Source organism: Corynebacterium sp. (genome assembly GCF_030538285.1).
Classification (GTDB): domain Bacteria; phylum Actinomycetota; class Actinomycetes; order Mycobacteriales; family Mycobacteriaceae; genus Corynebacterium.
The window spans coordinates 149,983-174,293 of record NZ_JAUNUG010000001.1; the positions used below are offsets into that span (position 1 = coordinate 149,983).

At 65.3% G+C, this 24,311-nt stretch carries 23 protein-coding genes and 1 tRNA gene; 8 read left to right on the plus strand and 16 right to left on the minus strand.

Translation table 11 applies throughout. From position 1 onward, the window contains the following. Positions 1 to 71: 71 nt before the first annotated feature. Positions 72 to 797 carry a lysoplasmalogenase family protein gene (locus tag Q4G50_RS00740; protein ID WP_303375714.1) on the plus strand — a complete coding sequence of 242 codons (726 nt, stop codon included), beginning with the start codon at positions 72 to 74 and terminating at the stop codon, positions 795 to 797. Position 798: 1 nt separating this feature from the next. Here Q4G50_RS00740 and Q4G50_RS00745 read toward each other — a convergent pair whose 3' ends face one another. The 3 genes from Q4G50_RS00745 to Q4G50_RS00755 form a co-directional block, all read right to left on the minus strand. Continuing rightward, positions 799 to 1,335, minus strand: coding sequence for a hypothetical protein (locus Q4G50_RS00745; RefSeq protein WP_303375715.1), 537 nt, complete (start codon positions 1,333 to 1,335; stop codon positions 799 to 801). A gap of 156 nt (positions 1,336 to 1,491) precedes the next feature. Next, complete coding sequence (locus Q4G50_RS00750) at positions 1,492 to 2,157, minus strand: YitT family protein (RefSeq protein WP_303375716.1); 666 nt, start codon at positions 2,155 to 2,157, stop codon at positions 1,492 to 1,494. Between the two features lies 1 nt (position 2,158). Further along, positions 2,159 to 3,685 (minus strand): adenylate/guanylate cyclase domain-containing protein, encoded by a 1,527-nt coding sequence (locus Q4G50_RS00755; RefSeq protein WP_303375717.1) that lies wholly within the window; start codon positions 3,683 to 3,685, stop codon positions 2,159 to 2,161. 71 nt (positions 3,686 to 3,756) lie between these two features. On the opposite strand from Q4G50_RS00755, the gene Q4G50_RS00760 reads away from it, so the two are divergent. The 3 genes from Q4G50_RS00760 (at position 3,757) to Q4G50_RS00770 (ending at position 5,698) form a co-directional block, all read left to right on the plus strand. Beyond that, a complete protein-coding gene (locus Q4G50_RS00760) occupies positions 3,757 to 4,965 on the plus strand; it encodes a DNA polymerase III subunit delta' (RefSeq protein WP_303375718.1) in 1,209 nt (402 codons plus the stop codon). 66 nt (positions 4,966 to 5,031) lie between these two features. Further along, positions 5,032 to 5,104: transfer RNA gene (locus tag Q4G50_RS00765), tRNA-Thr, on the plus strand. A 168-nt stretch (positions 5,105 to 5,272) separates the two neighbouring features. Beyond that, a complete protein-coding gene (locus Q4G50_RS00770; RefSeq protein WP_303375719.1) occupies positions 5,273 to 5,698 on the plus strand; it encodes a rhodanese-like domain-containing protein in 426 nt (141 codons plus the stop codon). On the opposite strand, the gene Q4G50_RS00775 is transcribed toward Q4G50_RS00770, so the two are convergent. Continuing rightward, the gene (locus tag Q4G50_RS00775) at positions 5,699 to 7,348 is read right to left on the minus strand and encodes an AMP-binding protein (protein ID WP_303375720.1); all 1,650 of its coding nucleotides are present in this window, start codon (positions 7,346 to 7,348) and stop codon (positions 5,699 to 5,701) included. Positions 7,349 to 7,583: 235 nt separating this feature from the next. On the opposite strand from Q4G50_RS00775, the gene Q4G50_RS00780 reads away from it, so the two are divergent. Both Q4G50_RS00780 and Q4G50_RS00785 read left to right on the plus strand, forming a co-directional pair. Further along, positions 7,584 to 8,438 carry a GDSL-type esterase/lipase family protein gene (locus tag Q4G50_RS00780; protein WP_303375721.1) on the plus strand — a complete coding sequence of 285 codons (855 nt, stop codon included), beginning with the start codon at positions 7,584 to 7,586 and terminating at the stop codon, positions 8,436 to 8,438. Positions 8,439 to 8,454: 16 nt separating this feature from the next. Beyond that, positions 8,455 to 9,399, plus strand: a complete 945-nt coding sequence (locus tag Q4G50_RS00785) for an NAD-dependent epimerase/dehydratase family protein (protein ID WP_303375722.1) — start codon at positions 8,455 to 8,457, stop codon at positions 9,397 to 9,399. Here the strand turns inward: Q4G50_RS00785 and Q4G50_RS00790 are convergent. From Q4G50_RS00790 to rfbB, 8 genes are all read right to left on the minus strand, one after another. Continuing rightward, on the minus strand, positions 9,344 to 10,174 hold the full coding sequence (locus tag Q4G50_RS00790; RefSeq protein ID WP_303375723.1) for a cytochrome c biogenesis CcdA family protein: 831 nt from the start codon (positions 10,172 to 10,174) through the stop codon (positions 9,344 to 9,346). The genes Q4G50_RS00785 and Q4G50_RS00790 overlap by 56 nt on opposite strands. A gap of 102 nt (positions 10,175 to 10,276) precedes the next feature. Then, entirely contained in the window at positions 10,277 to 11,098 is an 822-nt protein-coding gene (locus tag Q4G50_RS00795; protein ID WP_303375746.1) for a thioredoxin domain-containing protein, read from the minus strand. Positions 11,099 to 11,172: 74 nt separating this feature from the next. Then, positions 11,173 to 11,523, minus strand: a complete 351-nt coding sequence (locus Q4G50_RS00800) for a DUF2304 domain-containing protein (protein ID WP_303375724.1) — start codon at positions 11,521 to 11,523, stop codon at positions 11,173 to 11,175. Beyond that, positions 11,524 to 12,237 (minus strand): glycosyltransferase family 2 protein, encoded by a 714-nt coding sequence (locus Q4G50_RS00805; RefSeq protein ID WP_303375725.1) that lies wholly within the window; start codon positions 12,235 to 12,237, stop codon positions 11,524 to 11,526. It abuts the gene before it with no gap. A gap of 30 nt (positions 12,238 to 12,267) precedes the next feature. Continuing rightward, entirely contained in the window at positions 12,268 to 13,083 is an 816-nt protein-coding gene (locus Q4G50_RS00810) for a glycosyltransferase (RefSeq protein ID WP_303375726.1), read from the minus strand. A gap of 11 nt (positions 13,084 to 13,094) precedes the next feature. After that, positions 13,095 to 13,961 carry a glucose-1-phosphate thymidylyltransferase RfbA gene (rfbA, locus tag Q4G50_RS00815; RefSeq protein ID WP_303375727.1) on the minus strand — a complete coding sequence of 289 codons (867 nt, stop codon included), beginning with the start codon at positions 13,959 to 13,961 and terminating at the stop codon, positions 13,095 to 13,097. After that, entirely contained in the window at positions 13,958 to 15,274 is a 1,317-nt protein-coding gene (gene rfbD / locus Q4G50_RS00820) for a dTDP-4-dehydrorhamnose reductase (protein WP_303375728.1), read from the minus strand. The genes rfbA and rfbD overlap by 4 nt, the downstream gene beginning before the upstream one ends. Beyond that, positions 15,274 to 16,275: a dTDP-glucose 4,6-dehydratase gene (gene rfbB, locus Q4G50_RS00825; RefSeq protein ID WP_303375729.1), complete on the minus strand. Its 1,002-nt coding sequence runs from the start codon at positions 16,273 to 16,275 to the stop codon at positions 15,274 to 15,276. Before rfbB ends, rfbD begins: the two co-directional genes overlap by 1 nt. 62 nt (positions 16,276 to 16,337) lie before the next feature. Between rfbB and Q4G50_RS00830 the strand changes: the two genes are divergently transcribed. Next, positions 16,338 to 17,357 (plus strand): hypothetical protein, encoded by a 1,020-nt coding sequence (locus tag Q4G50_RS00830; RefSeq protein ID WP_303375730.1) that lies wholly within the window; start codon positions 16,338 to 16,340, stop codon positions 17,355 to 17,357. Positions 17,358 to 17,464: 107 nt separating this feature from the next. Here Q4G50_RS00830 and Q4G50_RS00835 read toward each other — a convergent pair whose 3' ends face one another. From Q4G50_RS00835 to Q4G50_RS00850, 4 genes are all read right to left on the minus strand, one after another. Continuing rightward, on the minus strand, positions 17,465 to 18,700 hold the full coding sequence (locus Q4G50_RS00835; RefSeq protein WP_303375731.1) for a hypothetical protein: 1,236 nt from the start codon (positions 18,698 to 18,700) through the stop codon (positions 17,465 to 17,467). Next, complete coding sequence (locus Q4G50_RS00840) at positions 18,688 to 20,067, minus strand: M1 family metallopeptidase (RefSeq protein WP_303375732.1); 1,380 nt, start codon at positions 20,065 to 20,067, stop codon at positions 18,688 to 18,690. Before Q4G50_RS00840 ends, Q4G50_RS00835 begins: the two co-directional genes overlap by 13 nt. After that, positions 20,064 to 22,058, minus strand: coding sequence for a prolyl oligopeptidase family protein (locus Q4G50_RS00845; RefSeq protein ID WP_303375733.1), 1,995 nt, complete (start codon positions 22,056 to 22,058; stop codon positions 20,064 to 20,066). The genes Q4G50_RS00840 and Q4G50_RS00845 overlap by 4 nt, the downstream gene beginning before the upstream one ends. 67 nt (positions 22,059 to 22,125) lie before the next feature. Beyond that, positions 22,126 to 23,178, minus strand: a complete 1,053-nt coding sequence (locus Q4G50_RS00850; protein ID WP_303375734.1) for an alpha/beta hydrolase family protein — start codon at positions 23,176 to 23,178, stop codon at positions 22,126 to 22,128. 532 nt (positions 23,179 to 23,710) lie between these two features. Here Q4G50_RS00850 and Q4G50_RS00855 point away from each other — a divergent pair. Then, the coding region (locus Q4G50_RS00855) for an FAD-dependent oxidoreductase (RefSeq protein WP_303375735.1) at positions 23,711 to 24,311 on the plus strand (601 nt) is incomplete at its 3' end.

The window sequence follows — 24,311 nt, forward strand, 5'->3', positions numbered from 1 at the left end:
GATACTTCCCGATACTTCTTGATGGAACAGGTCTGCGGCGGCTGCGAGAGCTGCCAACTACCCTGGGGCCCATGACGACTTCCGCCGCTTCTCCTGCCACTGAACTGCTCACCCGCACCCGCGAGGGGGTGGAGGCCCTGCGAGCGTCGTTGGGTGCCTCCTTCCAAGAGCCGGAACGCATCGCCTACCTGGCGTCCGGTGAGCTGAGCGTGTGGTCGCGCCTGTTTGGATGGGAGAAGGCCGCGGCCGTGGCGATCGCGACCACCATGCCCCCGCTGGCCGGCACCGTGGTGCGCCACGATGCCTCACCGGTGCTGCTCGCCGGGCTGGCCGGGGGCTGGATCGGGGATTTTGCCAAGCTGCGCAAACCGGACCACACCCCGGTGATGGGCATGTTCGGCATTGCCTCCCAGCACGCCGCCTACTCAGCGAAGCTCTACGACCGGGGCGCCCGCCCTTCTCCGGTGCGCGTGGGGTTGCGCGCCGCCGCCTGGGCCACGGGCCTGGGGTTGGCGACCTGGCGGAAGAAGTCGCTCATCGCTCCGTCTGCATTGGCCGGCGTGTTCGTGGCCGCCACGTCCACCCTGGCCGATGATCGCACCCTGCAGGACGGGACGATCGTCCGTCAGGGTCTGGGACACGGCGGTAATCTGCTGCTCGTCGCCGAGGGTATCGCCCTGCTGCGGGAGACGGTGCTCACCGGCGATAGCTTCGGCCACCGCGCGTTGGATGCCGGGATGCGTGCCTCGCACGTCATCGGCAACATGCTGCTCGTGGACGGACTCACCCGGGAGTAGCTCAGGCTGCGTGGGCCGTGGCGGGAGGGCCGAAAAAGACATAGTGGCTGATGAGATCCTGCCTGAGTTCCGGCGGCACGATCAAGTGCTTGAGCCGATACTCAGAGGCGGATAAGTCGACCGCGAGCGAGGCCTCGGCGACGGGAATCTCAATCGGCCAGAAGGCGTACAGGGAGCCACCGCGTTCCTGTACGCGGGCCGCGCCGTCATCATGCCAGTCATCGGTGGCCTGGTCCACGAACTCGGCGAAATGGTGGCGGCAGAGGGATCCACCGATGCCTACCTGGCTTAAGGTTCCTTCGCGCAATCGGACGAGGCCGCTGAGGTAGCGGCGGCCGTCGGCCCCCGATGCGCAACTGATGACGTCGCCGGAGACAAGTCCGAGATCAAGAGCGTCGTCGAGCAAAGCGAAGGAGTCCCCGCTACGCTGCGCGCGCAGCCTGCGGTGACGCGGGGGATTGGTGACATCGTCCGGGGAAGTGGGGCGGACAGTAACGGTGGTGGTCGGGGAGCCGGGGGCCTTGCGTTTCTTTGCCATGGCCCCACCTTCGCAGTACTGGCCAGTCCCGTCGATACCTCGCCGCCGGACCTGTGGACAACTACCTTAACCGCGCACTTGTCAACAAAAATCTGTGGATAAACCCCCTAGAAGCGCGCACGTGCGCGCTGGAAGGGGGGCGTCGATAAGCGACAATCAGCCACGGAAACGCTGCAACGGCGGGCCCAACCACGGTTGCAAACGGGACACGGTCATGCCGATGAACAGTGCTGCGGCGACCGTCCCCTCCCGCACGCCGACGATCTCGCCCGCGAAAGACAGTGCCAGCACGACCGCCGACAGCACCAGAACCACGTCGAAGGCGATCTTGACGTAGCCGAAGACGAAAAACCGACGCTGACCGAAAACGCGCGCCAACTCCGAGGCGATGGCCAGAACCGCCGCCTCGCCAGCGAGCATGATCGACTGCGCCGCGATCTGGAACACAATCCCCACGCCTAGCAGCACAATGCCACCCGCCACCAACACCCACTGCTGCCAGTAGGCGGCGTACCCCACCCAGGTCGTCGCCCACAAAGCGACATCGTTGAACACGCCGAACACCAGCAGCACTGGGATCTGCAGCAGCTGGACCGGCTGGAAACGGCGCCGCAGAATGAGTAGCTGCAACACCACCAAACCTGCATTGACCAGGATGGATGCCATGCCCAGGCTCAGCGGGGAAATCAAACTCAACACGTAGGGGAGCGAGGAAATGGTGGTCGTGCCCAGATCTGAACGCACCGACAAGGCGATGCCGAAAGACATGATGATCAAACCGACGAGCAGCAGAAAAAGCCGCCGAGGAGCCAGCGCAGTCATCTCAGGAGCGGTCGGCCATGGTGGGGCGGATGGGGCGCGCCAGCTGGGTCATCTCGCGGCGCCCGCGCAACTCGACGGACTTCATCACGGTCCAGCGGGCCTGCTCGGCCTCGTTGGCGCTACGCAGGGTCGCAGCGTTGGTGAGCACGCGACCGTCAGTGTCCTTTGCCAGCTCGGTCAAGCGGGCGGCGGAGTTCACGGCATCACCGATGACGGTGTATTCGAAACGATCCGAACCACCGATGTGCCCGGCGACCACGTGCCCCGCAGCCACACCGATACCCGCCTGTAGCGCCATCCCCTTGAGCTCCTGGCGCAGTTCACGCGCCGCCGTCAGCGCGTGGGAGGTGGAGTCCGCGAGAGAAATCGGGGCGCCGAACACGGCCAATGCGGCGTCACCCTGGAACTTGTTGATGATGCCCTTGTTGCGGTGCACCACCTCGACGACGTGCTCGAAGAACTGGTTGAGCGCCTCCACGACCTCCTCCGGGGTGTGGTTCACCGCGAAAGTGGTCGACCCGATGACGTCGACGAACAGCACCGCGACCTTGCGGTCCTCACCACCCAGGGTCGGACGCTCCTCCAAAGCGCGCTTGGCTACCTCCGCGCCGACATAACGGCCGAAAATGTCGCGCACCCGCTGGCGCTCCTTGAGCCCACGCATCATCTCGTTGAAGCCGGCCTGCAGGACACCCATCTCGGAGCCGTCATAAATATCGACCTCCACGTTGGTGTCACCGCGACGCACCCGGTTGATAGCCTCCTGCAGTTCGTGCACAGGGTCGACGACACTCATGATCGCAAACGTCGTGCCCACGAAACCGGTCACCAACACCGTCAGCGACAGCGCGACGATACCCGGGATCAGCTCACCTGCGTTGCCCATGAAAAAGCCCGCCCGCTGGGCCAGGGCCAGCAGCAGAATGCCGAGGACAGGCAACGCTGTCGTCATGATCCACGTCAGGCGCAGGCGCTGCGTGATCGGCGGCTCCAGAGTGGCATCCTCGAATCGACGCGCCAGCGCAGCGGCCGCCACCGGGCGCACCAGGCGCTCCGCCAGCAGGTAGGTAATCAGCACGACCACCATGCCCGCGAGCAGTGTCGCCAAGCCGATGACCAGGGCCAAACGCCCGCTTGCCGACGCCCCCGTCACCACCGCAATCGCAATACCAATCAGCCACACCGCCGCGCACACCACCGCCTGATACACCGGCAGGCGCATGACCAGGTTGCGCACCATATTCGGATCGTGATCATCGGGATGTCTCTGCCACTCCAGCACCGGCCGGAACAACAGCAGCGTGGCCGACACGCCGACGATCACCGCGAACGCCAAATACGTCAGACCGATGATCTCCAGGTGCGGGACCTCGGACGTGAAACTGCGCACCTCCGGCATCGGGATGAGGAAGCGGATGAACGCCATGATGGCCAAAGCGCCGATGAGGTTGGCCGCAAGCACCAACGCGGCATACAGGGGCCACGAGGTGCCCCACAGCCACTTGAACGCCCGCAACAATCGACTCATGGTTCACTACTCTAACCCCCCGGCCCCTCCCGCGTGGGCACCACATGTTCAGGGTGAATAGGGTGGGTGAGGTGAACAGCGTTGCCGAGCGACTCTCCGACACCCCCGCCGTCCGTGACACGGTCCTAGGCGCCGCCCGCGCGGCCCGCGGCTTCGCACGTGGGGAATCGGAACTGGGCAGCGCCATGGCCCATGCGTGGATTTTCACCGGCCCGCCCGGCTCGGGCCGTTCCGTCGCCGCGCTTGCCTTCGCTGCCGCCCTGCAGTGCTCGGATCCGGATGAGATAGGTTGCGGCCGCTGTCAGCACTGCCGGGATGTTTTCCACGACGCACACACCGATGTCCTCCACATCATCCCCGCCGGCCTGTCCATCGGCATCGAGGAAATGCGCGACATGCGCAGCGAAGCCTCCAAACTGCCGACGGTCGCCGACTGGCGCATCATCCTCATCGAGGACGCCGACCGCCTCACCGGTCCCGCCGCCGACGCCATCCTCAAAGTCGTCGAAGAACCACCCGCGCACACCGTCATCCTCATGTGCGCTCCCTCCATCGATCCGGAGGATTTCTCCCCGACGCTGCGTTCACGGTGCCGTCATTTGTACGTGCCGTATCCATCCGTGGACAAGATCGTTTCTTTGCTTATCGACGACACCGGCGCCTCCCCGGAAGATGCCCGCCTCGCGGCCATCGCCTCCGGGCGCCACATCGGACGTGCCCGCCGCCTGGTCAGTGACCCGGAGGCGCAGAAACGCCGCTCCGCTGCGCTCAACCTTGCGGAAATGGTCTTCCACGGCGACGAGGCCTTCAAATCCGCCACCGCCTTCCTTAAGAACGTCGACAAGCAGGTTAAGGACATGAGCGACGAGGAGGACGCCGCCGAGCTCGCAGAACTGGAACGCTCCCTGGGCAAAGGCGGGCGCGGCAAAGGCACCCAGAAAGCCATGGATGGATCCGCGGGAGCGCTGTCCGAGCTGGAGAAATCCCAGAAAACCCGCCGCAACCGCCGCAAACGCGACTTCATTGATCTCGCCCTGGTGGACCTCACCGGCCTCTACCGTGACGCCCTCATGCTCTCCACCGGTGCAAACGTCGGACTGACGCACCCCGACTTCGAGGGCCTGGCCCGCGAACTCGCCGACAAAGTCAGCGAACCAGGCCTCGTCGAATGCCTCGACGCCGTCACCACCGCCCGCCAACACATCAGCGTCAACGTCACCCCCACCAACGCCCTCGACGGCATGCTCGGCCGCATCCGCCTCGCCAGCCAGGTCTCCTGACCTGTGATTTCTCCGCATGATCGCCGTGCGCTAGAATGACGCATCGGTGCTGTTTGCGCAGCCCACGCCGCCTTAGCTCAGTCGGTAGAGCATCTCACTCGTAATGAGAAGGTCGCGAGTTCGATTCTCGCAGGCGGCTCAATGAAACCCCAGGTAGAACATGGTTCTGTCTGGGGTTCAGTGTTTCTGTCCGCCGTCTGCCAAACGTCAGACACCCCCCTGCCTCTTAGGTCTGGGTGTTGATTTTTGTCTATCTGTGGTGGACTTTCGGCACCAATTTCTGATTGCTTCGCCTACTGTTCGTGTCATGGAACACACCAACCGCCGTCCCTGTGAGCCCTTGCCCGTCCCGGCTGCGGAGCTCGTTGCGCGCGCCAATGCCCGCGTCCGCACGCTCGGTCTCGATGAGGCAAGAGAGCTTATCGACGATCCGAGCTATCTCTTCGTCGATATCCGCGACCCTCGTGAGTGGGAGGCGCACGGTATCATCCCCGGGGCTTACCGCGCGCCGCGAGGCATGCTGGAGTTCTGGGTAGACCCCGAGAGTCCGTACTTCAAGCCCGCGCTTGACGACGGCCGCACCCTCATTCTTTACTGCGGTTCCGCCTGGCGTTCCGCCCTTGCTGCCGCTGCCCTGCACGACATGGGTCGCACCGATGTCACCCACCTGGAGGGTGGGTTCAGCGCTTGGACAGCGGCCGGCTTGCCGTCGGAGAGCTACCCGGCCGGCTGACTATCCACCCAATCCCGGGAGGAAGCGCGGCATGACCTTGCCCGTGGGGTTGCGGGGCAGTTCCTCCATGAAGTGGACGTCGCGGGGGATGGAGTGGTCTGCCAGGTTGTCGCGGACGAAGTCGCGGACGTCGTCCTCGGTGAGCGCTGCCCCGGCTGCGGAGTCGTCGCGGACGATCCAGGAGGCGACGCGGCGGAAGGTGTCCGGGTCTTCGACGCCGTGGGAGTAGACCTCACTGATGCCGGGCATGCCGTCGAGGACTTCGTCGACGGAGGCAGGGTGGACGTTTTCGCCGCCGACGATGATCATGTCGTCGATACGTCCGAGGACGCGGAGATGGCCGTCTTCGTCGAGGTAGCCGAGGTCGCCGATGCGCACCAGGCCTCCGCGCTGGTCGAGGGGGATGTCGGGGTTGGTGTAGCCCGTCAGCGTGGTGGAGTTGCGCAGGTGGATCTGGCCGACGGTGCCGGTGGGGACCTCGTCGCCGTTCTCGTCGAGGATCTTGAGGTTCGTGCCCAGTGCAACCTTGCCGGAGGTGGTGGGGTCGGCGGCGAGTTCCTCGGCGGAGGCGACGGAGGCGAGGGTGAGCTCGGTGGAGCCGTAGACGTTGCACAGGATCGGGCCGAAACGCTCGATGGTGTGCTCGACGAGGGTCGGGGTCAGGGCGTGGCCGGAGGAGACGATGAACTCCAGCTGGGAGGTGTCGTATTTTTCGTTGTCCTTGACCTCGAGGATCTGCTTGAGGAAGATCGGGGAGGTGATCATGGCCTCTAGCTGGTGGTTGTCGATGTCGCGGAGGACCTGCTCGGCGTCGAAAATGCGGTGGCAGACGACGGTGGCGCGGGCCGCCAGCGCGATGTTGATCGCGCTCCAGCCCCAGGTGTGGAAGATGGAGGCGTGCATCTGGACGCGGATGTTCGCCCGCCATGGCACCTTCTTGAGCATGCCGGCCAGGACGAGCGGCAGTTTCGGCTCGGGGCGCATGACGCCTTTGGGGATGCCGGTGGTGCCGGAGGACATGAGGACAATCGGGCCGTGCTTGGGCAGTGCGGGCAGGGAGATGTTCTCGGTCACCCAGGGGCGTTCGACGATGTCGCGGAGGGTGATGTGGTTGTCGTGCTCGCGGGTCTGGTGGCCGATGATCACGTGGACACCGAGCTTCTCGACGACGCCTTTGTCCAGGCGGTCGAGGAATTCATCGTCGATAACGAGGACGTTGATGTCGTTTTCCTCGAGGCAGCCGGTGAGCTGCTCGGGGGAGGAGCCGACGTTGAGCAGGTAGATGCCGGCTCCGACGTAGCCTTTCGCGGCGAGGGGGTAGATGATGCCGCGGCCGTTGCGGGCCATGACGCCGAGGCGAATGTCGTCGAGGTCGAGGCCTGCGATGTGGCGGGCGAGGGTCTGGGAGTTCTCGCGGAGCTGGCGGTAGGTGATCTCGCCTTCGTCGTCGATGATGGCGACGCGGTGCGGGGTGGCCAGGTTGCCCTGCTCGACTTCGCGGGCGGTGGTGAACCAGTAGCGGCCCAGTGCGGCTCCCTGGCCGGCGCCGCCGCGGGTGCTGAGGATGCCGGTGCGCAGCACGGCGGGGACAAATTCCCCGAGGGCGCGGGCGGTGATCGCGGTGTCGCGGAATCGGGATTCGAGGGACACGGTGGGGGCTCCTTCAACTGGGGTCTGTTCCACCATAGTTTCACACGGCAAAATAATTCGGGCTTTGGCGTGACGTTTTCCGTTTGGACGGCTAAGGTGTTCCGTGATCGTTCCGTGATCTACCAGAGTGGCTAGAGTGATTATTGTGACAAAAGTGGTCACCTGAGACAACTTGAGTCAAACTGGTGGAAGTTGTAGACACGAACCCGGCACCACAGGACCTCGAAGGACCCCCATGCTCAACATTTCCGTGACCGCCCGCCGCCTCTGGGTGGCCCTGGCCTCCCTGGTCATGCTCGCCGGCGTCATCTCCGTCGCCGCCCCGAGCGCCGAGGCACAGCAGCGCAATCTGGTCGTCTTCGGTGACTCCATCATCGCCGACACCCCGACGCCGGAGTACCTGGTCAACCGCATCGGTTCCGGGTCCTCGCTCAGCTCCCTCGGTGGCAGCAGCTTCGAGCAGTGCCCGACCTCCCAGAACAACTACGGTGTCCGTGCCGGCCACAAGCTCGGCCTGCCGGTCTGGGACTATTCCTGCGCGGGTACCACCGCTATTTCCCCCGGCCCGCAGTTCTCCACCCAGGTCGACCGCGCGCTGGCCACCGGTGCGCTGACCCCGGCCACGGCGCGGGTCATCGTCACCACCGGGTTCAACGACACCTACAACAACGGCAACCTCGCCGAGCACGACGTCCGTGCGCGTTTCGTCAACGCGATGCGCCCGCAGATTGACCGCATTCGCCACGCCGCGCCTAACGCGCGTATCCAGATCGTCGGGTACGCCACGATCACTGAGAACGACCACGTCTGCCTGGTCCACGTCGGCGGCAACATCAAGGACCGCACCTTCGCCCCGCAGGTCGGCTACTGGGAGCGGCTGTCCCAGGGCATGCTCAGCGATCTGGCCCACGCCACCGGCACTCAGTTCGTCGACATGAAGCCCTCCACCCGTGACCGCGGCATGTGCGCCCCGGATCACCTGCGCAGCTGGTCCGGTCTCATTGATTTCCATGCTGGCCCCGGCAATATGCCGATCCACATGACCGACCGTGGTCATGAGCACGTCGCCAACGTGATCGCCGCGTCCTAGGCGTTACAGTGTCGGTATGCACACTCTTATCACCGGCGGTGCCGGCTTCATCGGCTCGCACCTGGTAGATCTGCTTATCGACGAAGGCCACGACGTCGTCGTCGTGGACAACCTCTCCCACGGCCGCCTCGAGAACCTCGCTCACGCGCAGGACTCGGGGCGATTGACGTTCCTGGAGAAAGATGTGCTGGAGGTGGACTTCGACGCGCTCGTCGAAAAGCATCGTCCGGAAGTGATCTTCCACCTGGCCGCGCAGATCGACGTCCGCGAATCAGTTGCGGACCCGCTGCACGACGCGGAGACGAACATTCTCGCCACCATCCGGCTGGCGGACGCCGCCCGGAAGCATGGTGTGCGCAAGATCATCCACACCTCTTCGGGCGGCTCCATCTACGGCACCCCCGAGCAGTTCCCTGTCGGGGAAGACGTGCCTGTTGACCCGCATTCGCCCTACGCGGCCAGCAAGTTCGCCGGTGAGGTGTACCTGAATACTTTCCGCCACCTCTACGGCCTGGACTGCTCGCATATCGCCCCCGCCAACGTCTACGGCCCACGGCAGGACCCGCACGGGGAGGCCGGCGTGGTGGCCATCTTCGCCCAGCGCCTACTGGCCGGTGAACCGACCCGCGTGTTCGGCGACGGCGGCAACACCCGCGACTACGTCTTCGTCGGCGATGTCGTGCGTGCTTTCTACCTGGCGTCGGGCGAGCAGGGCTCGGGGATGCGTTTCAACATCGGTACCTCCGTGGAGACGTCTGACCGGGAGCTGCATACGCTGGTGGCCCAGGCCGCCGGCGCCCCCGACGAACCCGAATACGCCCCCGCCCGCCTGGGCGATGTGCCGCGTTCCGCGCTGTCCTATGAACGCGCCCGCGAGGTCCTCGGCTGGGAGCCGCTCACCCCGATCACTGAGGGCGTCGCGCAGACCGTCGAGTACTTCCGCGCAGCAGCCAGCCGCTGATCACGGCCCCGGCGAGAGACATCCAGAACCAGAAGGCCACGTCGCTGACCTGCCCGGCCATGCGCTGGGTCCAGGCCTGGACCTCATATTGGGCATCGATGCTCAGCAGCGTCGGCAGGTTCGCCGTGCCGTGGGAGGCGATGAACAGCCAGCCGATGGCGATGAACAGCGCGCCCGAGACCAAGGCCCACACGGTGGTGCGGAGCGGGCCGAGCTGGACCTCGCGCGGCCGCAGCCACGCCTTGCGGCCCAGGTCGAAGCGGTCCCACAGCAGCGCCAGGAAGAACAGGGGCAGGGCCATACCCAGGGCGTACATTCCGAGGATGAGCCCGCCGTAGAGCGAGGAGCCGGTCACCGCGGCCGTCGTCAGTACCGCGCCGAGTAGCGGACCCGCGCAGAAACCGGCGAAACCGTATACCGCACCGAGGAAGAACACCTGCGCCAGGCCGGTGCCGCGCGCCCCGCCGCGCAGGCCGGGGATCTTGAAGCCGCCACCCAGCGCCGTGTACACGCCGAGCGCGATGATGATCCAGCCGCCGACGAGGATGAGCGTCTCGCGGTGCCCCACCAGCAGCGCGCCGATGGTGCCCACCCCGGCGCCCACCGGCACCAGCACCACGGCCAGCCCGATGAAAAACACCACGGTGCGGCTCAGTAGCGCACGCAGTGAAGAAAACGCATAAGCGAAAAATGCCGGCAACAGCAGCGCCGAGCACGGGCTGACAAGCGAGAGAACACCGGCGAGGAGGGCGCCGAATAAACCGATCGTCGCCACGCTAGATCGCCTGCCCCAGAAGGTAGCCGCCGAGGCCGGCGGTGAGCGTCGCAAAGCAGGCGAACACCCAGAACAACAGGGGCGGCCAGTCCTCGCCCGACATTAAACCTCCGGGACGTTGACGTCGCCGCGGGCGACCTTGGCCAGTTCCTCGGTGATGATCTGCTCAAAAACCTCCGTCGGCTGCGCACCGGAGATGTAGCTTTCACCGATGAAGAAGCTCGGGGTGCCGTTCACGCCGATGGAGGCGCCGTACACCTTGGCCTCCTCGACGGCCGCGTCGAAGGTGCCGTCGGTGGCGTCGGCGCGGAAACGCTCCAGGTCCGGGACACCGGCCTCCCCGGCGTAGCGGACGAAGTCCTCGATGGTGTGATTCGGATGGCCCTGCGTCTGCGCAGTCGCGGTGAACAGGACCTTCTTGTACTCCTGGAACTTGCCCTGCGCGGCGGCGGCACGGCCGGCCTTCGCGGCGTCCTCGGCCATGGGGCCGTTGACAGGCATGTCGTTCCACTCGAAGCGGACCAGGCCGGCGTCGACATACGCGTCCATGAGCGCTGGCTCGGTGGTGTTGGCGAAGCGGGAGCAGAAGGGGCACTCGAAGTCGGAGAACTCGGAGATGACCACCGGGGCGTCGAGAGCGCCGACCGCGAAAGGATCATCCGCGTCGCGGCGGTGCACCTTGAGCACATCCTCGGCGGAGGTGATCTCCTCGCCGGGGCCGGTGATGGTGGCGTCGAAACGGCCGGCCGCATCCGCCTGCGGGCCCTTGTCTCGGGTCCCCGGGGTGACCTCGGCAGCGAGTCGGGCCAGCTCAGCCGGATCTTCCTGCGCTTCCGTCGTGGCCGGGGCCTCCTGGGTGACGGGCGCGGCGGCCGGAGTCGGCGCGGTCTGGCGGCCGACCAGGAAGCCGATGATCAGCGCCATCACGACGATGACGGCGACAAGCACCCACGCCAGGGCGGGGATCTTGGCCTGGGGGGCCGCGACAGAACTAGACACTATTTCTCCTCTGCAGGCAGCACCGGCGACTGTAGTGCCACGGCGCGTGCCAGTCGAGCGTAACGCAGTTCTTGTTCGCGGAAACGAATCCAGGTGGACATGGTGGTGAAGAGGAACGCGATGACCAGCAGATACAGCAGCAGGTCGGTGCCGCGGTCGACGCCGATCCAATTAGCCAGGACGGTGAGGTCATCCGGGCGCAGCACCGCCCACACAGCGGCGATGATGAACACCACAAAGCCGAGCTTCACGCCGGCCTTGGCGCGGGCCTTGCGGCGGTTGGTCAAAAAGTAGAATGCCAGCACCAGGGTGGCGGCCAGCAGCAGGAACTGAACGATGGTCCCGATCATTTAGAGCCTCCTGGCCAGCAGTCCGTCGGCGAGGATGTTCACGCCGTTGATGAGCGACTGGCCCTTGCTCATCGAATATTCCGTGTAGAGGATGTCCACCGGTTCCTCCGCGACGCGCCACCCGCGGTCGGCGATCATAGTGACCAGTTCGGAGGCGTGTGACATGCCGTTCATGCGGATGTTCATCTCGTCCGCGACCTTCTTGTTGAACACGCGCAACCCATTGTGAGCATCGGATAGACCCAGTTGGCGGGTGGTGGGGGAGAGGAACACCACGGTCTTGAGCACGAGCCGTTTAATCCACGGCACCTGGTCGTCCTCGGCGCGGGGGCGGCCGAAGCGGGTGCCCACGATGATGTCCACCGGCTCCTCCCGCAGCCGTGACACCATGCGTACGACGTCTTTGACCTGGTGCTGCCCGTCGGCGTCGAAGGTGACGAAGTACTGCGCACCGGGCTGCGCACGCGCGTATTCGACACCGGTCTGGATGCCGGCACCCTGGCCCAGGTTGACGGGGTGGTTGACCAGGTGGGCGCCGCCGGCGTGGATGCGGGCGGCAGAATCATCGGCGGAGCCGTCGTTGACGGCGACGATGTTGGGGAAGGTCTGCCGGGCGTTTTCGATGACCTCCTGGATGACCGGTCCCTCGTTGTAGCAGGGGATGATCAGCCAGGTGTCCGAAAAGTCGGGCTGGTCGAGGCGGATGGGTTCCATAATGCCCATCATGCTAACCCCTGGGGGCGGTTATCGGTGGAACAACCTCGCATAGGCCGCGGTGAGCAGGCCCGTTGGGAGAAGTCGGTAGGCGGTGCGTACCACCAGATTGAGCACCGCCCGGGGCCTGGAGACCAGACCATAGGCGACGAGGTTGCGCTGCATCTGCTTCTCCGCGGCGAACATGCCACGCCCGGTGCGTCGTTGGAACTGCTCCGGCGAGGTGCGGAAGTAGGTCAGCGGCTCGGGGAGGTTGTGGAAGCGGGCGCCGCTGGCCAGTAGGCGGGCATAAAGGTCGTAGTCCTCCATGTGGTGCACGGCCCGGTATCCGCCGGCGCGTTCCACTGCTTCTCGACGCACCATCACCGAAGGATTGTTCACCGGCGAATTGATCTTGGCGTAGCGCGCGATCGCATCATGCGTTTCCGGCAGAGTCCGCACGGCGAGGACCTCGGTCGGGTTCTCCTGGAATTCCGCCAGCGCGGTGCCCAGGACGTCGGTGTCGGGGTGGGCCTCGAAAAACGCCAGCTGCCGGGCGAAACGTTCGGGGGCGGCGATGTCGTCGGCGTCGAGACGCGCGACCAGCTCCGCATCAATCGTCGCCATGCCCGCCGCCGACGCCGGACCTGAGCCCTGGTTGCGTGCGAGCGTCACCGTCCGCGCCTTGTCATGCTTATCGACGAACCCGTCAATCACCGCCCGCAATTGCGGCCCCACCGGTCCGTCCTCAACGATGACGATCTCATCCGCCGGGTGGGTCTGCGCCGCCAGGGAATCCAGGGCGGCACTGAGCTCTTCCGGCACAATCCGGTGGTAGACGGTGATCAGGGCGGCAAGTGTCGGCATGACGTCAGATCCTAGCCGTCCTGCGCGACGGCCAGCAGGTACTCGCCGTAGCCGGACTTGAGCAGCGGCTGGGCCAGCCTCTCCAGGGCGGCGGCGTCGATGAAACCCTCCCGGTAGGCGGCGACCTCCGGCGAGCCGATCACCTGGCCGGTGCGTTTCTGGATCACCTCGACGTAGGAGGAGGCTTCGCTCATCGAGTCGAAGGTGCCGGTGTCAAGCCACACGTCGCCGCGCTGCAGACGCTGTACGTGCAGGTCACCGGCCTGCAGGTAGGCGTCGTTGACGGCGGTGATCTCCAACTCCCCGCGCTCACTGGGCCGGATGCCCTTCGCGATGTCCACCACCCGCCGGTCGTAGAAGTACAGGCCGACGACCGCGTAGTTCGACTTCGGGGTGTCCGGTTTCTCCTCGATGCTCAAGGCCCGTCCGTCCGCGGAGAACTCCACGACGCCGTAGCGCTCGGGGTCGGAGACCTCATAGGCGAAGACCGTGCCGCCTTCCGGGTGCCGGCAATCGGCTAGCGTGGTGGAGAAGTGGTAGCCGTCGAAAATGTTGTCACCCAGCGCCAGCGCCACGTCATCGTCGCCGATGAAGTCCTCGCCGATGAGAAAGGCCTGCGCCAGCCCATCGGGGGAGGGCTGGTGGGCGTAGTCGATCATCAGCCCCCACTGGGAACCGTCGCCGAGGAGGCGTCGAAAAGCGGGCGAATCCTCCGGTGTCGTGATCACCAGAATCTCCCGGATCCCTGCCTGGATGAGCGTGGACAGCGGGTAGTAGATCATCGGCTTGTCGTAGATCGGCATGAGCTGCTTCGAGATGCCCTGCGTGATCGGATATAACCGGGTCCCGGAACCGCCAGCGAGGATGATGCCCTTCATAGCAGATACAGTGCCAGACTGGTGCGCCAATTCTGTGGCACGAAACCGCTTGCCTCGATCTTCGCCGTGCTCAGTGTGCTTATCGACGGCCGCGCCGCATGCGCCTTCCCTGCAAAGTACTGCTCGCTTGTCACCGGCTGCACCATGTTCGGATCGCGGTTCATTCCGGCGTAGACAGCCATCGCGAGCTCATCGAAACCGACCTCGTCTCCACCGCCCGTCAGGTGGTAGATCCCGTACTCCGGCTGCGCGGTGAGCAGATGGATGATGCCCTTAGCCAGCTCGGAAGCGAAGGTGGGGCGGCCCTTCTGGTCATGCACCACCTGCGGTCGGATGTCGCGTTCCGCTAGGCCACGCATGGTGTCGACGAAGTTCTTCCCCTCGCCCACCACCCAGCTGGTGCGCAGAATGTAGTGGCGCGGGGTAGTGCTCACGGCCGCCTCACCTGCTGCTTTCGATGCCCCGTAGACGTTCAGCGGGGCTACCGGTTCGTCCTCTGTATACGGGCGATCTGTGATGCCGTCGAAAACATAGTCAGTAGACAGGTGGACGAGAGTGAGATTGTTCTCCGCCGCGATCCGCGCCAGCCGCGCCGGGCCCTGGGCGTTGACGGCCCAGGCCTTATCCGGCTCCTGCTCCGCCTGATCGACGGCGGTATACGCCGCACAGTTGATGATCGCCGAGTACTGCCGCCAGTTTCGGGCCGGCGGATCAGTGATGTCGAACTCCTCATGGGTGAGGAACTCGGCGTCGATAAGCACCTTCCGCAAGGCACGACCAACCTGGCCACTCGCGCCGGTGACCAGCACCTTCCGTGGCTTGACGGACTCCAGCTCGCGCGTGAGCTCCCGGTCCTTCGCCGACAGATTGCGGGGCGTCAGCGGCCAGTCGATGAGCTCATGCGAGACGTTGACGTAGGCGGCGTCCGGGGACCAGTGGTCGTTAACCAGGTAGAGATACGTGGTGGCATCCTCGAGCACCTGGTAGCCGTTGGCCACCCCGCGAGGCACGAACACCGCGGTGCCCGGGCCGATCTCCACAGTCTGCGTCTGGCCATAAGTAGGGGAGCCTTTCCGCAGGTCACACCACCCGCCCTGCACCCGACCGGTGCCCACGGTGACGAGCTTGTCCCACGGTTCCGCGTGCAACCCGCGGGTCGTGCCCTGCTCGGCGTTGAACGCGACATTCGACTGGACCGGGCGGAAGTCCGGCAGTCCCTCCTGCGTCATCCGGGCACGATTCCAGGCCTCCTTGAACCAACCACGCTCATCCTCGTGGACCCGCAGGTCCAGTACCAGTAGTCCCTCGATCATTACTGACCCCTCTCCGCGTAAGCTGCCTCCACCTGCTGTTTCACCGGACGCCACCAATCCTCGTGCGCCCGGTACCAGGCGATGGTCTGCTCCAGGCCTGCGCGCATCCCGGTATCCGTATCCGTGAACTGCGGGGCCCAACCGAGCTCGTTGCGCAGCTTCGTCGAATCCATGGCGTAGCGCTGGTCGTGGCCCGGGCGGTCGGCGACATGTTCGTAGCCGGGCGCGCCCATGAGCTCGCAGATGAGCTCGATGACCTGCTTGTTGTTCACGTGGTCATTATCGGCACCGATGTTGTAGGTCTCGCCGCGGCGGCCCCGCTCGAGGATGAGATGCACGGCGGCGTTGTGGTCATCTACGTGGATCCAGTCGCGCACCTGCTGGCCCGTGCCATAGAGTTTCGGCGTCTGACCGGCGATGATGTTGGTGATCTGCCGCGGAATGAACTTCTCGATGTGCTGATAAGGCCCATAGTTATTCGAACAATTCGAGATCGTCGCGTTAATACCGAAGGAACGGATCCACGCGCGCACCAGATGATCCGACCCGGCCTTCGTCGCCGAGTACGGGGAACTCGGCTCATAGGGAGTCGTCTCCGTGAAACGTGCCGGATCATTAAGACCTAAATCGCCGAACACCTCATCCGTCGAGATGTGGTGCAGCCGGTTGCCGTGCCTGCGGACCGCCTCCAGGATGGTGAACGTCCCCACCACATTCGTATCGACGAAAGGCCGCGGGTCCCGCAGCGAATTATCATTATGACTCTCCGCGGCGAAGTGGACGACGATGTCGGCGCGGGCGACGGCGGCGTCGATAAGCTCCGCATCACAGATATCCCCCTCAATGAACTCCACATCCGCGCCATCGAGATTCGCGCGGTTACCGGCATACGTCAGCTTGTCCACCACCACGATGTGATCCTCCGGATACCGTTCCCGCGTCATATGCACGAAATTCGCCCCAATGAACCCGGCGCCCCCGGTGACCAGCAATGTCCTCATGCCAGCCAACTATACGTGCGGGCGTGGGAACCTTTCGGCCCGCGGCTGAGTCTAAGTGGAGTATGACGACCCTGTTTTCATTGCCCGACGATCCCGCCGAACAAGTTGCGCACCTGCTGAGCCACATCGCCGTCTCCGACACCTTCAGCATCCCGCTTAACGACGCCCGCCCCCAGGGCCTCGTGCACTACGGCGCGCGTTTCCACCCGCGCGGATTGGCTTACTCGGCTCCGGCCACCGCCCGCGCAGTTGCCCATCACCTGGAGAGGCCGGGGTCGATCATCGCCGAATGGTCTGCGCTCGACATCCTGGGTGTACCTGATTTTTCCGATGCCGCCGACACTACCCTGCTGTGTTCGTCTGATCGGCGCTTGACCAGGTCTCCTCTTCAGCCGACTGTGCGTCGTCGAACGAAAAAGCACCGGACGCTGGAGCGTCACGTCGGGTCCCGGAAAGTAATGGTCACCGACCATCTCGACACCCTCGCCGGGTGCCTTCGATCGCTGGAAAATGGCGAACATGCCTGGGACACCCTCGCCACCCTGGACATCGATCCGATAACCATCATGTCCGTCCAGGTCATCGACCGTTTCCGGAGGGTCTTTGGCGCCAGCACTGACCAGTTGAGGACTGGTTTGAAAGGAAAAATCCGGGCCCGACGACTCGAAGCTCTCTTGCTGCTTAGCTGTGCGCTGACGGACTCAAAACCCGAAACGGTACTGCGACTGTTGGCCAGGGAGGCAGTGGCTGACCTGCCGGAAGTGCAATTTCAATCTCAGATTCCCGTCTACGCCGATGGGGAAATCGGTCGAACCGGTGAGAAAAGCCCGGACAAGACCCTGCTGACCATTCTTGATCAAGCCGCCGCCGCCCTGAAGGTCGGGCTGCAGCAGGACGGGGAACATCATCTGGAGAGAAAGCAGCGCGACAAAGACGCCGAGATCACAGCCGACCTCTTGAGCACAGGCTGGCAGCTGGTACGTACTTCGACCGGAATGCTGCGGAAAACCAGCGAAACCAAGCGTCGTATCCGTGCCGCGGCGCTCCGGGCGTTGCACGCGAGGGGGGAGATGGCTTCGTAATTACGATTCCCGCATTTACGACCATAAGGAACGATGCATGTCAGGGTTGAACTGGCACTATGCGTTTAGATTGATCGATCGGATTAACGCATTTGCGACCTTCGTAATTACGAGCCACCGGGGGGCGTCATTTCTTCCCCCGCGCCGCCTGCAGCGCCGGCCCCACGCAGCGCCACCGCGTGCACCAGCCCGCCGGCCACCGGCCCGGCTACCAGCGCCACGCATACACCGGCCTCCAGCGACAGAGGCGCCAACCAGAGCACACCGAAAGCCACCACTGACGCCGCGACCCAGCCAACCACGTAGGCCTTGTGCAGCTCGGAGGCCAACGCGGCCGCGCCGGTAACCATGAGTGAGCCGGTGCAGGCCGAGGCGAACGTCAATACGGCCAGCAATGCACCGGGCACGTACAGGTCGGCGGGGAAGAAGTTCGCCAGGATCCACGGCCCGAGCAGCCACGCCAGGCCGGCCCCGATGACGCCGATGCCAAGCACCGCCAGCACCGGCATCACGAGTGCCCGGTACAACGCCCCGCGTTGCTCGACGAAGCGGACGATGAGAGCCGACTGGAAGCGCTGCAGCGGCACCAGGATGGGGGCGCGGGTCAGCGTCACGGCGTTGATGATGCCGGCGACGGTCACCACTGTCCCGGAGCCGGGCGGGTAGGTGGACTGGACGAAGACGGGAAAGCCGGTGATCAGTGCGGCGGAGGCGCCGGTAGCGACCATGGCGGACAAAACCCGGCGGGTGAAGGTGGGGTGGGTGACGTCGATAAGCACGGAACGCGGCACTCCCCGCAACACAATCAGCCAACTCAACGCGCCGACCACCGTGATGAACAGGAAGGCCTCGATGCCCCAGCCCAGCCGCCATGCCGTCAGCGCCAGCAGGAGTCGCACGCCGGAATCCAGTGCGACGAGCCCGGCGTAGCGGCGCCACAGCCCGAGGCCGGAGAGCACTCCGGACAGTACGGTCTGGAAAGCGTAGGTCAGCAGGCCGAACGCCAGGAAGGCGACAGCCATGCCGACGGGGGCTTCGCCGCGCAGCAGGCGTGGCAGCCAGAGCAATCCGACGACGAGCGCCACCAGTAGCACCACGCCGCCGACCCATGCCCCGAGTCGCCACGGGCGGCCGGAGCCGACGCGACCGGTCTCGCGGGCGGCGGAAACGCCGCGGGTGGTCTCCTGCATGATGCCGTCGAGGAAGCCGGTGGCCGCGAAGAACAGCCCCCAGTAGGCCTGGAAGGCGGCGAAACTGGTGGTGGGCAGCGTCCAGGAGGCCAGGTAGATGACGACGAAGCCGGCGAGCGCCGCGAAGACCGTCGCCAGACTTAAGGCGCGCAAGGAAACTCCGGCAGGATGCGCTCGTAGAGCCAGGCGTGCCACAGCGACTCGACCTCGGCTTCGGGCACGCCGACGGCGCGGGCCTCGGCGAGGACCTCGCGCTTGAGGTCGACGGGTTCGACGACGGCGTGGCGGCCGGAGGCGACGTAGCGACGGAGCATGCGGAAAAAGGCTTCGTCGCCCAGGAGGACGCGCAGGGCGTGGACGGTCAGGGCGCCGCGCTTGTAGACGCGGTCGTCGAACATGTCCTTGGGGCCGGGATCGGAAAGCAGCAGGTCCTGGGGTTTGCGCGCCAATTCCTCGTAGTGGAGGCGCGCGGACACCGCAGCAGGCTGATCGGCGGAGTGCTCGAACCACAGCCACTCGGCGTAGCAGGCGAAACCTTCGTTGAGCCAGATGTCATTCCACTGCGCGAGACCGAGGGAGTTGCCGAACCACTGGTGGGAGAGCTCGTGGGCGATCAGCCGCTCCCAGGCATGGTCGCCGCGGACGTGGTTGGCGCCGAAGATGGACAGGCCCTGGGCCTCCAGGGGGATTTCGAGGGTGTCCTCGGTGACCACCACGGAGTAGGAGTTGAAGGGGTAGGGGCCGAATAGCTGCGTGTACAGTGTCAACATCCGGGCCTGGTCGGCGAATTCCTCGCGGGCGCTGTCACGCAGGGCAGGTGGGACCCAGGCGCGGACGGGCACCGTGGCGCCTTCCTCCGACAGTGTCAGGGGGAGGTACTCGCCGATCTGGACAGTGGCCAGGTAGGTGGCCATGGGGTTGCCGACGCGGTAATGCCAGGTGGTGCGGGATCCGGCGGATTTCTTCGACACCAAGGTGCCGTTGACGGCGACGACATAGGGGTTGTCGGTGGTGACGGTGATCTCGTAGGTCGCCTTCTCGTCGGGGGTGTCGTCGCAGGGGAACCAGCTGGGCGCGCCGTTGGGCTGCGAGGCGACGAGCGCACCGTTTTCCAGCTCCTCCCAGCCGAGCGTGCCCCAGGGGGTGCGGATGGGTCGCGGGGTACCGCCGTAGCGGATGACCAGGGTGAACTCGGAGTCGACGGGGATCTCCTGCGCGAAGGTGAGGCGCAGCTTGCCACCGGACTGACGGAAGCGGGCGACGTTGACGCTGACGCCGGCGGAGCCCTGTGCGCTTACCCGGGACACGCGCATGGAGGGCGCGAGATCGAGGGTCATGGATGACAGCGGTTCCCAGTTGTCCAGGCGCAGCGTGGCGGTGCCGTCGAGGCGGTTGGGGCCGACGCGGTAGTTCAGATCCAGGTGGTAGGTGCGGACGTGGAATCCGAGGTTGAAGTCGATTCCCGTGTAGGTGTCGCGGGTACCGGGGACGGGTGTGGAACGCAGCCTGTTTCTGGTCATGATGCCGAAGATGTTACCTGCTGCCCCAACCACTCGTAGATGAGAGCCTCCACCCGCGCGACCTGTGCGTTATCGGCGGCGCCGGCGTGCCCACCCTCGATGTTCTCGAAGTAGTCGACGGGTTGCCCGGCGTCGCGCAGGGCTTGCGCGAACAGGCGGGCGTGCGCGGGGTGGACGCGGTCGTCTCGCGTTGAGGTGGTCACGAGTGCTGGTGGATATTGCTTATCGACGCCCGCCTGAACGTTATGCAGCGGCGACCACTTTTCAATGGCCGCCCGTTCGACGGGGTCGTCGGGGTTGCCGTACTCTGCCATCCAGGACGCTCCGGCGGACCAGGTGTGGTAACGCAGCATGTCGGTGAGGGGGACCTGGATGACCGCCGCGCCGAAGAGTTCGGGGTACTGTACCAGGGCGCCGGAGGTGAGCAGGCCGCCGTTGGAGCCGCCGCGGATGGCGATCTGCTCCGGGGATGCGTAGCCGCGTTCGACCAGGTCAGCCAGTACCGCGGCGTGGTCCTCCCACACCTTGTGGCGGTTGGTCTTGACCACCTGGGTGTGCCACTCGGGGCCGAACTCGCCCCCGCCGCGCAGGTTGGGTTGGACGAAGAAGTGCCCCTTCTCCAGCCAGGCGATGCCCCGTACCGCGGAGTATCCGGGGGTGAGGGAGACCTCGAAACCTCCGTAGCCGCCGACGAGTGTCGGGCGGGGCCCGCGGGAGAAATCGCCGCTGATGAAATAGGGCACGCGGGTGCCGTCGGCGGAGGTGACCCAGTATTGGCGGGTGTGCAGGCCGGTGGCGTCGAAAAGCGCGGGGGAGCGGCGCACCACCTGTGGCGTGAGACCGTCGGCGAGGTCAAGGCGGTACAAGGTGGTGGGTTCGGTGAAGGAGGAGGTGGTCAGCCACACTTCGTTGCCGTCGAGCGGGCTGGTGGCCACCACGGAGGCCGTGACAAGTGGCGGCACCTCCAGGTCGCGGCCCGGCTGGGTCGGGTCGGAGAGGGGGTGGACACTCAGCCGGGTGGTGACGTCGTCGAGAAGCGTGAGCACCAGGTGATCGGCGGTGAACGCCGTGGCCTGCAAGGAAACGTGCGGCGTGGGCAGGAAGACCGGGCGGATGTCGCGGCCGCCGTCAAGGAAATCACGCAGCCGGATGCAGCCCAGGCCGCCGGCGGGAATCCTGGCGAAGGCCTCGCGAGGGGCGAGGAAAAGCCATTCGCGGTGGAGGATGGTCTCGCAGTCCTCCGGCACCTCGAGGACCTGCAGGGACGCATCCGGATCCAGGGGTGCGACGGATTGGCGGGTGCGGTAGAAGTCAAGCGCCCGGGAGACGATGATCCGCTCGAAACCCGGAGTGGTGTCAGCCCACGCGCCGACGGCGACGTCGTCGAGGCGGCCGGAGGTGTAGACGGGGGCGTCGATAAGCGGGGTGCCGCGGCGCCACACCCGAACCTGCGCCGGATAACCGGAGGCCGTGAGGGACCCGGCGCCGGTGTCGGTGCCCACCAGCAGGGTGTCCAGATCGAGCCAGCTGACGTCGGTCTTGGCTTCCGGGAGCTGGAAGCCATCCACGAAAACGCCGTCCACCAGGTCGAATTCGCGGATGACGGTGGCATCGGCGCCGCCGCGGGACAGGCGGACCAGGGCCCGGTCGTATCCGGGGGTGCGCACGTGCGCGCCCTTCCACACCCAGTTTTCGCCCTCGGCGCTGGCCAGGGCGTCGACGTCGATAAGTACTTCCCAGTTGGTGTCCGGAGCGAGATAGGAATCCAGGGTGGTGCGCCGCCACACCCCGCGCACGTGCCGGGCATCGCGCCAGAAGTTATACAGGTGCTCGCCGCGGCGGATGACGAACGGGATGCGGTCATCGACATCCAGGGCTGCGCGGATCCGCTCCCGCAACCCTGGGTTATCCAGCCCGGACTCGGTCGCATTCGACCAGGTGCGGGCCCAGGCCAGGGCCTCCGGGGCGTCGACGGACTCAAGAAAACTCATGCCCCCAGGCTACGCGGCATGAAAAAAGCACCGCCCACCAGCAGGTGAGCGGTGCTTTAGGCAGCGACTAGAAGAGTGCGCGCTGCAGGGTCGGCCAGGACTTCTCGACGTCCTCGATCCAGTAGTTCCAGGAGTGGGTGCCGGTCGGACGCAGGTTCCAGTCGGCGTTAATGCCCAGGTTGTCCAGCTTGGCCTTGAGGTTGTGGGTGCAGATGTTGGTGGCTGCCTCAATGGCACCGCCCTCGACGATGAGGGTGGCAGCACCTGCGGAGGCCTCGGCCGGGTTGACGCCCTGGGCGGTGTAGTAGCCCGGCATGTCGTACTCGCCGGCCAGGCCGGTGGCGTTGGAGATGTAGAGCTCGGAGCCGCGCAGACCCTCGGCGTGGATGAGGGCGTCGTTGGCGCGGTTGTGCGGCGAGCCCATCGGGCCGAGCATGTCGACGATGTTGGAGCCGGCACGGTCCACGGTCAGCTCAGCGGACTTGTAGCCGATGAAGGAGGAGGTCTCGGCGCAGCCGGAGAAGGAACCGACACCGTTGTAGAAGCCCGGGTTCTTCTCAGCCAGCAGCAGGGCGGAGGTGGCGGACATGGAGAAGCCCGCGATGGCGCGCTTGTCGTTCGCGCCGAGGTAGTCCTCGACGGCGCCCGGCAGCTCCTTGGTCAGGAAGGTCTCCCACAGCTGGGTGCCCTTGAGGTAGCCCTTGCTGTTGCCCGGGTTCGGGTTGGCCCAGTCGATGTAGTAGGAGAAAGCGCCCTCCTGCGGGATGACGACGTTGACGCCGCGGTCCTTGTAGAACTTGACCAGCTCCGGGTAGCGGGTCAGCCAGTCCATGTTCTGCTCGGCGCCGCCGGCACCGTTGAGCAGGTAGAGGGTCGGGGCGTTCGGCTGATCGGCCTTGATGATGGCGTGGGGGATCTTGCGGTCCATGGCCGGGGAGTAGATGTCGACCTGCTCGACGCCATGCTGCTTGGCGACGGTGCGCCAGGTGCGGTCGCTGTTGGGGTACTCGGCGACCTCGACGGTGACGGCCGGGTTGGCCAAGGCAGCCGGGGCGACCAGGGTGGACGCGCCGATGGCGAGGGCCGCGATGGGGGCGGCAATCCTGCGGAGGAGCTTCATGGAGTGACTTCCTAGATCTTTCGGTGATAGCCGGACGGAATTTCCGACGCCGTACACAGGTGTACATCGTAGAGACTGCCGCTTATGTTAACCCTCCACCCCCGAACGTGCGCGGGTACGGGGGTGACAGCACACTCCCTGCGTGAAACTCAAGTTACCCAAGTTTCCAGTGGTGGGCAAGTGGTAGTTGTGTCATAATGCTTGGCAGTTCCCGGGGTGCCCTCCCCGGGGCCGAAACGTAACGTTAAGCGGCGTCGGACCGCTAAAGACACTGATAGAGTCACCCAGCCACAGAAAAGAGCAGAGCATGACCATCTTCGAGCAGATCATCGTCGCCATCAATACCTTCATCGGCCCCGGCATCCACGCCATGTCCTCCGCCTCCTCCCAGGCGGCCCTGATGGCGGGCCTGTTCTAACCGCCCCCGCTTATCGACGCCCCGGTTGCCACCGGGGCGTTTTTTCATTCCGGTTTCCTTTTGTGGGGGCACTCACCGGTGACACCGGGCATGACGTGCCCTATTCTGGTGGTCGTGACTGAACATTATGACGTTGTTGTACTCGGCGCGGGCCCCGGTGGCTACGTCGCCGCCATCCGTGCCTCCCAGCTCGGCAAGAAGGTTGCCGTCGTCGAGAAGCAGTATTGGGGCGGTGTCTGCCTCAACGTGGGCTGCATCCCTTCCAAGGCGCTGATCAAAAACGCCGAGGTCGCCCACATCTTCAACCACGAGAAGAAGACGTTCGGCATCAACGGCGAGGCCACCTTCGACTTCGCGGACGCCCACAAGCGTTCCCGTCAGGTCTCCGACAAGATCGTCGGCGGTGTCCACTACCTGATGAAGAAGAACAAGATCACCGAGATCGACGGCTTCGGCACCTTCAAGGATGCCAAGACCATCGAGGTGACTGAGGGCAAGGATGAGGGCAAGACCATCACCTTCGATGACTGCATCATCGCCACCGGTTCCGTGGTCAACAACCTGCGCGGTGTGGAGTTCTCCGACAATGTCGTCTCCTACGAGGAGCAGATCCTCAACCCCGAGGCCCCGGAGAAGATGGTCATCGTCGGCGCCGGCGCTATCGGCATGGAGTTCGCCTACGTGCTGTCCAACTACGGCGTCGACGTCACAGTCA

Coding starts and splice junctions, on each gene's coding strand:
- Q4G50_RS00740 (WP_303375714.1), top strand. CDS start 72: ATGACGACTTCCGCCGCTTCTCCTGCCACTGAACTGCTCACCCGCACC.
- Q4G50_RS00745 (WP_303375715.1), bottom strand. CDS start 1,335: ATGGCAAAGAAACGCAAGGCCCCCGGCTCCCCGACCACCACCGTTACT.
- Q4G50_RS00750 (WP_303375716.1), bottom strand. CDS start 2,157: ATGACTGCGCTGGCTCCTCGGCGGCTTTTTCTGCTGCTCGTCGGTTTG.
- Q4G50_RS00755 (WP_303375717.1), bottom strand. CDS start 3,685: ATGAGTCGATTGTTGCGGGCGTTCAAGTGGCTGTGGGGCACCTCGTGG.
- Q4G50_RS00770 (WP_303375719.1), top strand. CDS start 5,273: ATGGAACACACCAACCGCCGTCCCTGTGAGCCCTTGCCCGTCCCGGCT.
- Q4G50_RS00780 (WP_303375721.1), top strand. CDS start 7,584: ATGCTCAACATTTCCGTGACCGCCCGCCGCCTCTGGGTGGCCCTGGCC.
- Q4G50_RS00785 (WP_303375722.1), top strand. CDS start 8,455: ATGCACACTCTTATCACCGGCGGTGCCGGCTTCATCGGCTCGCACCTG.
- Q4G50_RS00795 (WP_303375746.1), bottom strand. CDS start 11,098: ATGGCGCTGATCATCGGCTTCCTGGTCGGCCGCCAGACCGCGCCGACT.
- Q4G50_RS00800 (WP_303375724.1), bottom strand. CDS start 11,523: ATGATCGGGACCATCGTTCAGTTCCTGCTGCTGGCCGCCACCCTGGTG.
- Q4G50_RS00805 (WP_303375725.1), bottom strand. CDS start 12,237: ATGGAACCCATCCGCCTCGACCAGCCCGACTTTTCGGACACCTGGCTG.
- Q4G50_RS00810 (WP_303375726.1), bottom strand. CDS start 13,083: ATGCCGACACTTGCCGCCCTGATCACCGTCTACCACCGGATTGTGCCG.
- rfbA (WP_303375727.1), bottom strand. CDS start 13,961: ATGAAGGGCATCATCCTCGCTGGCGGTTCCGGGACCCGGTTATATCCG.
- rfbD (WP_303375728.1), bottom strand. CDS start 15,274: ATGATCGAGGGACTACTGGTACTGGACCTGCGGGTCCACGAGGATGAG.
- rfbB (WP_303375729.1), bottom strand. CDS start 16,275: ATGAGGACATTGCTGGTCACCGGGGGCGCCGGGTTCATTGGGGCGAAT.
- Q4G50_RS00830 (WP_303375730.1), top strand. CDS start 16,338: ATGACGACCCTGTTTTCATTGCCCGACGATCCCGCCGAACAAGTTGCG.
- Q4G50_RS00840 (WP_303375732.1), bottom strand. CDS start 20,067: ATGACCAGAAACAGGCTGCGTTCCACACCCGTCCCCGGTACCCGCGAC.
- Q4G50_RS00845 (WP_303375733.1), bottom strand. CDS start 22,058: ATGAGTTTTCTTGAGTCCGTCGACGCCCCGGAGGCCCTGGCCTGGGCC.
- Q4G50_RS00850 (WP_303375734.1), bottom strand. CDS start 23,178: ATGAAGCTCCTCCGCAGGATTGCCGCCCCCATCGCGGCCCTCGCCATC.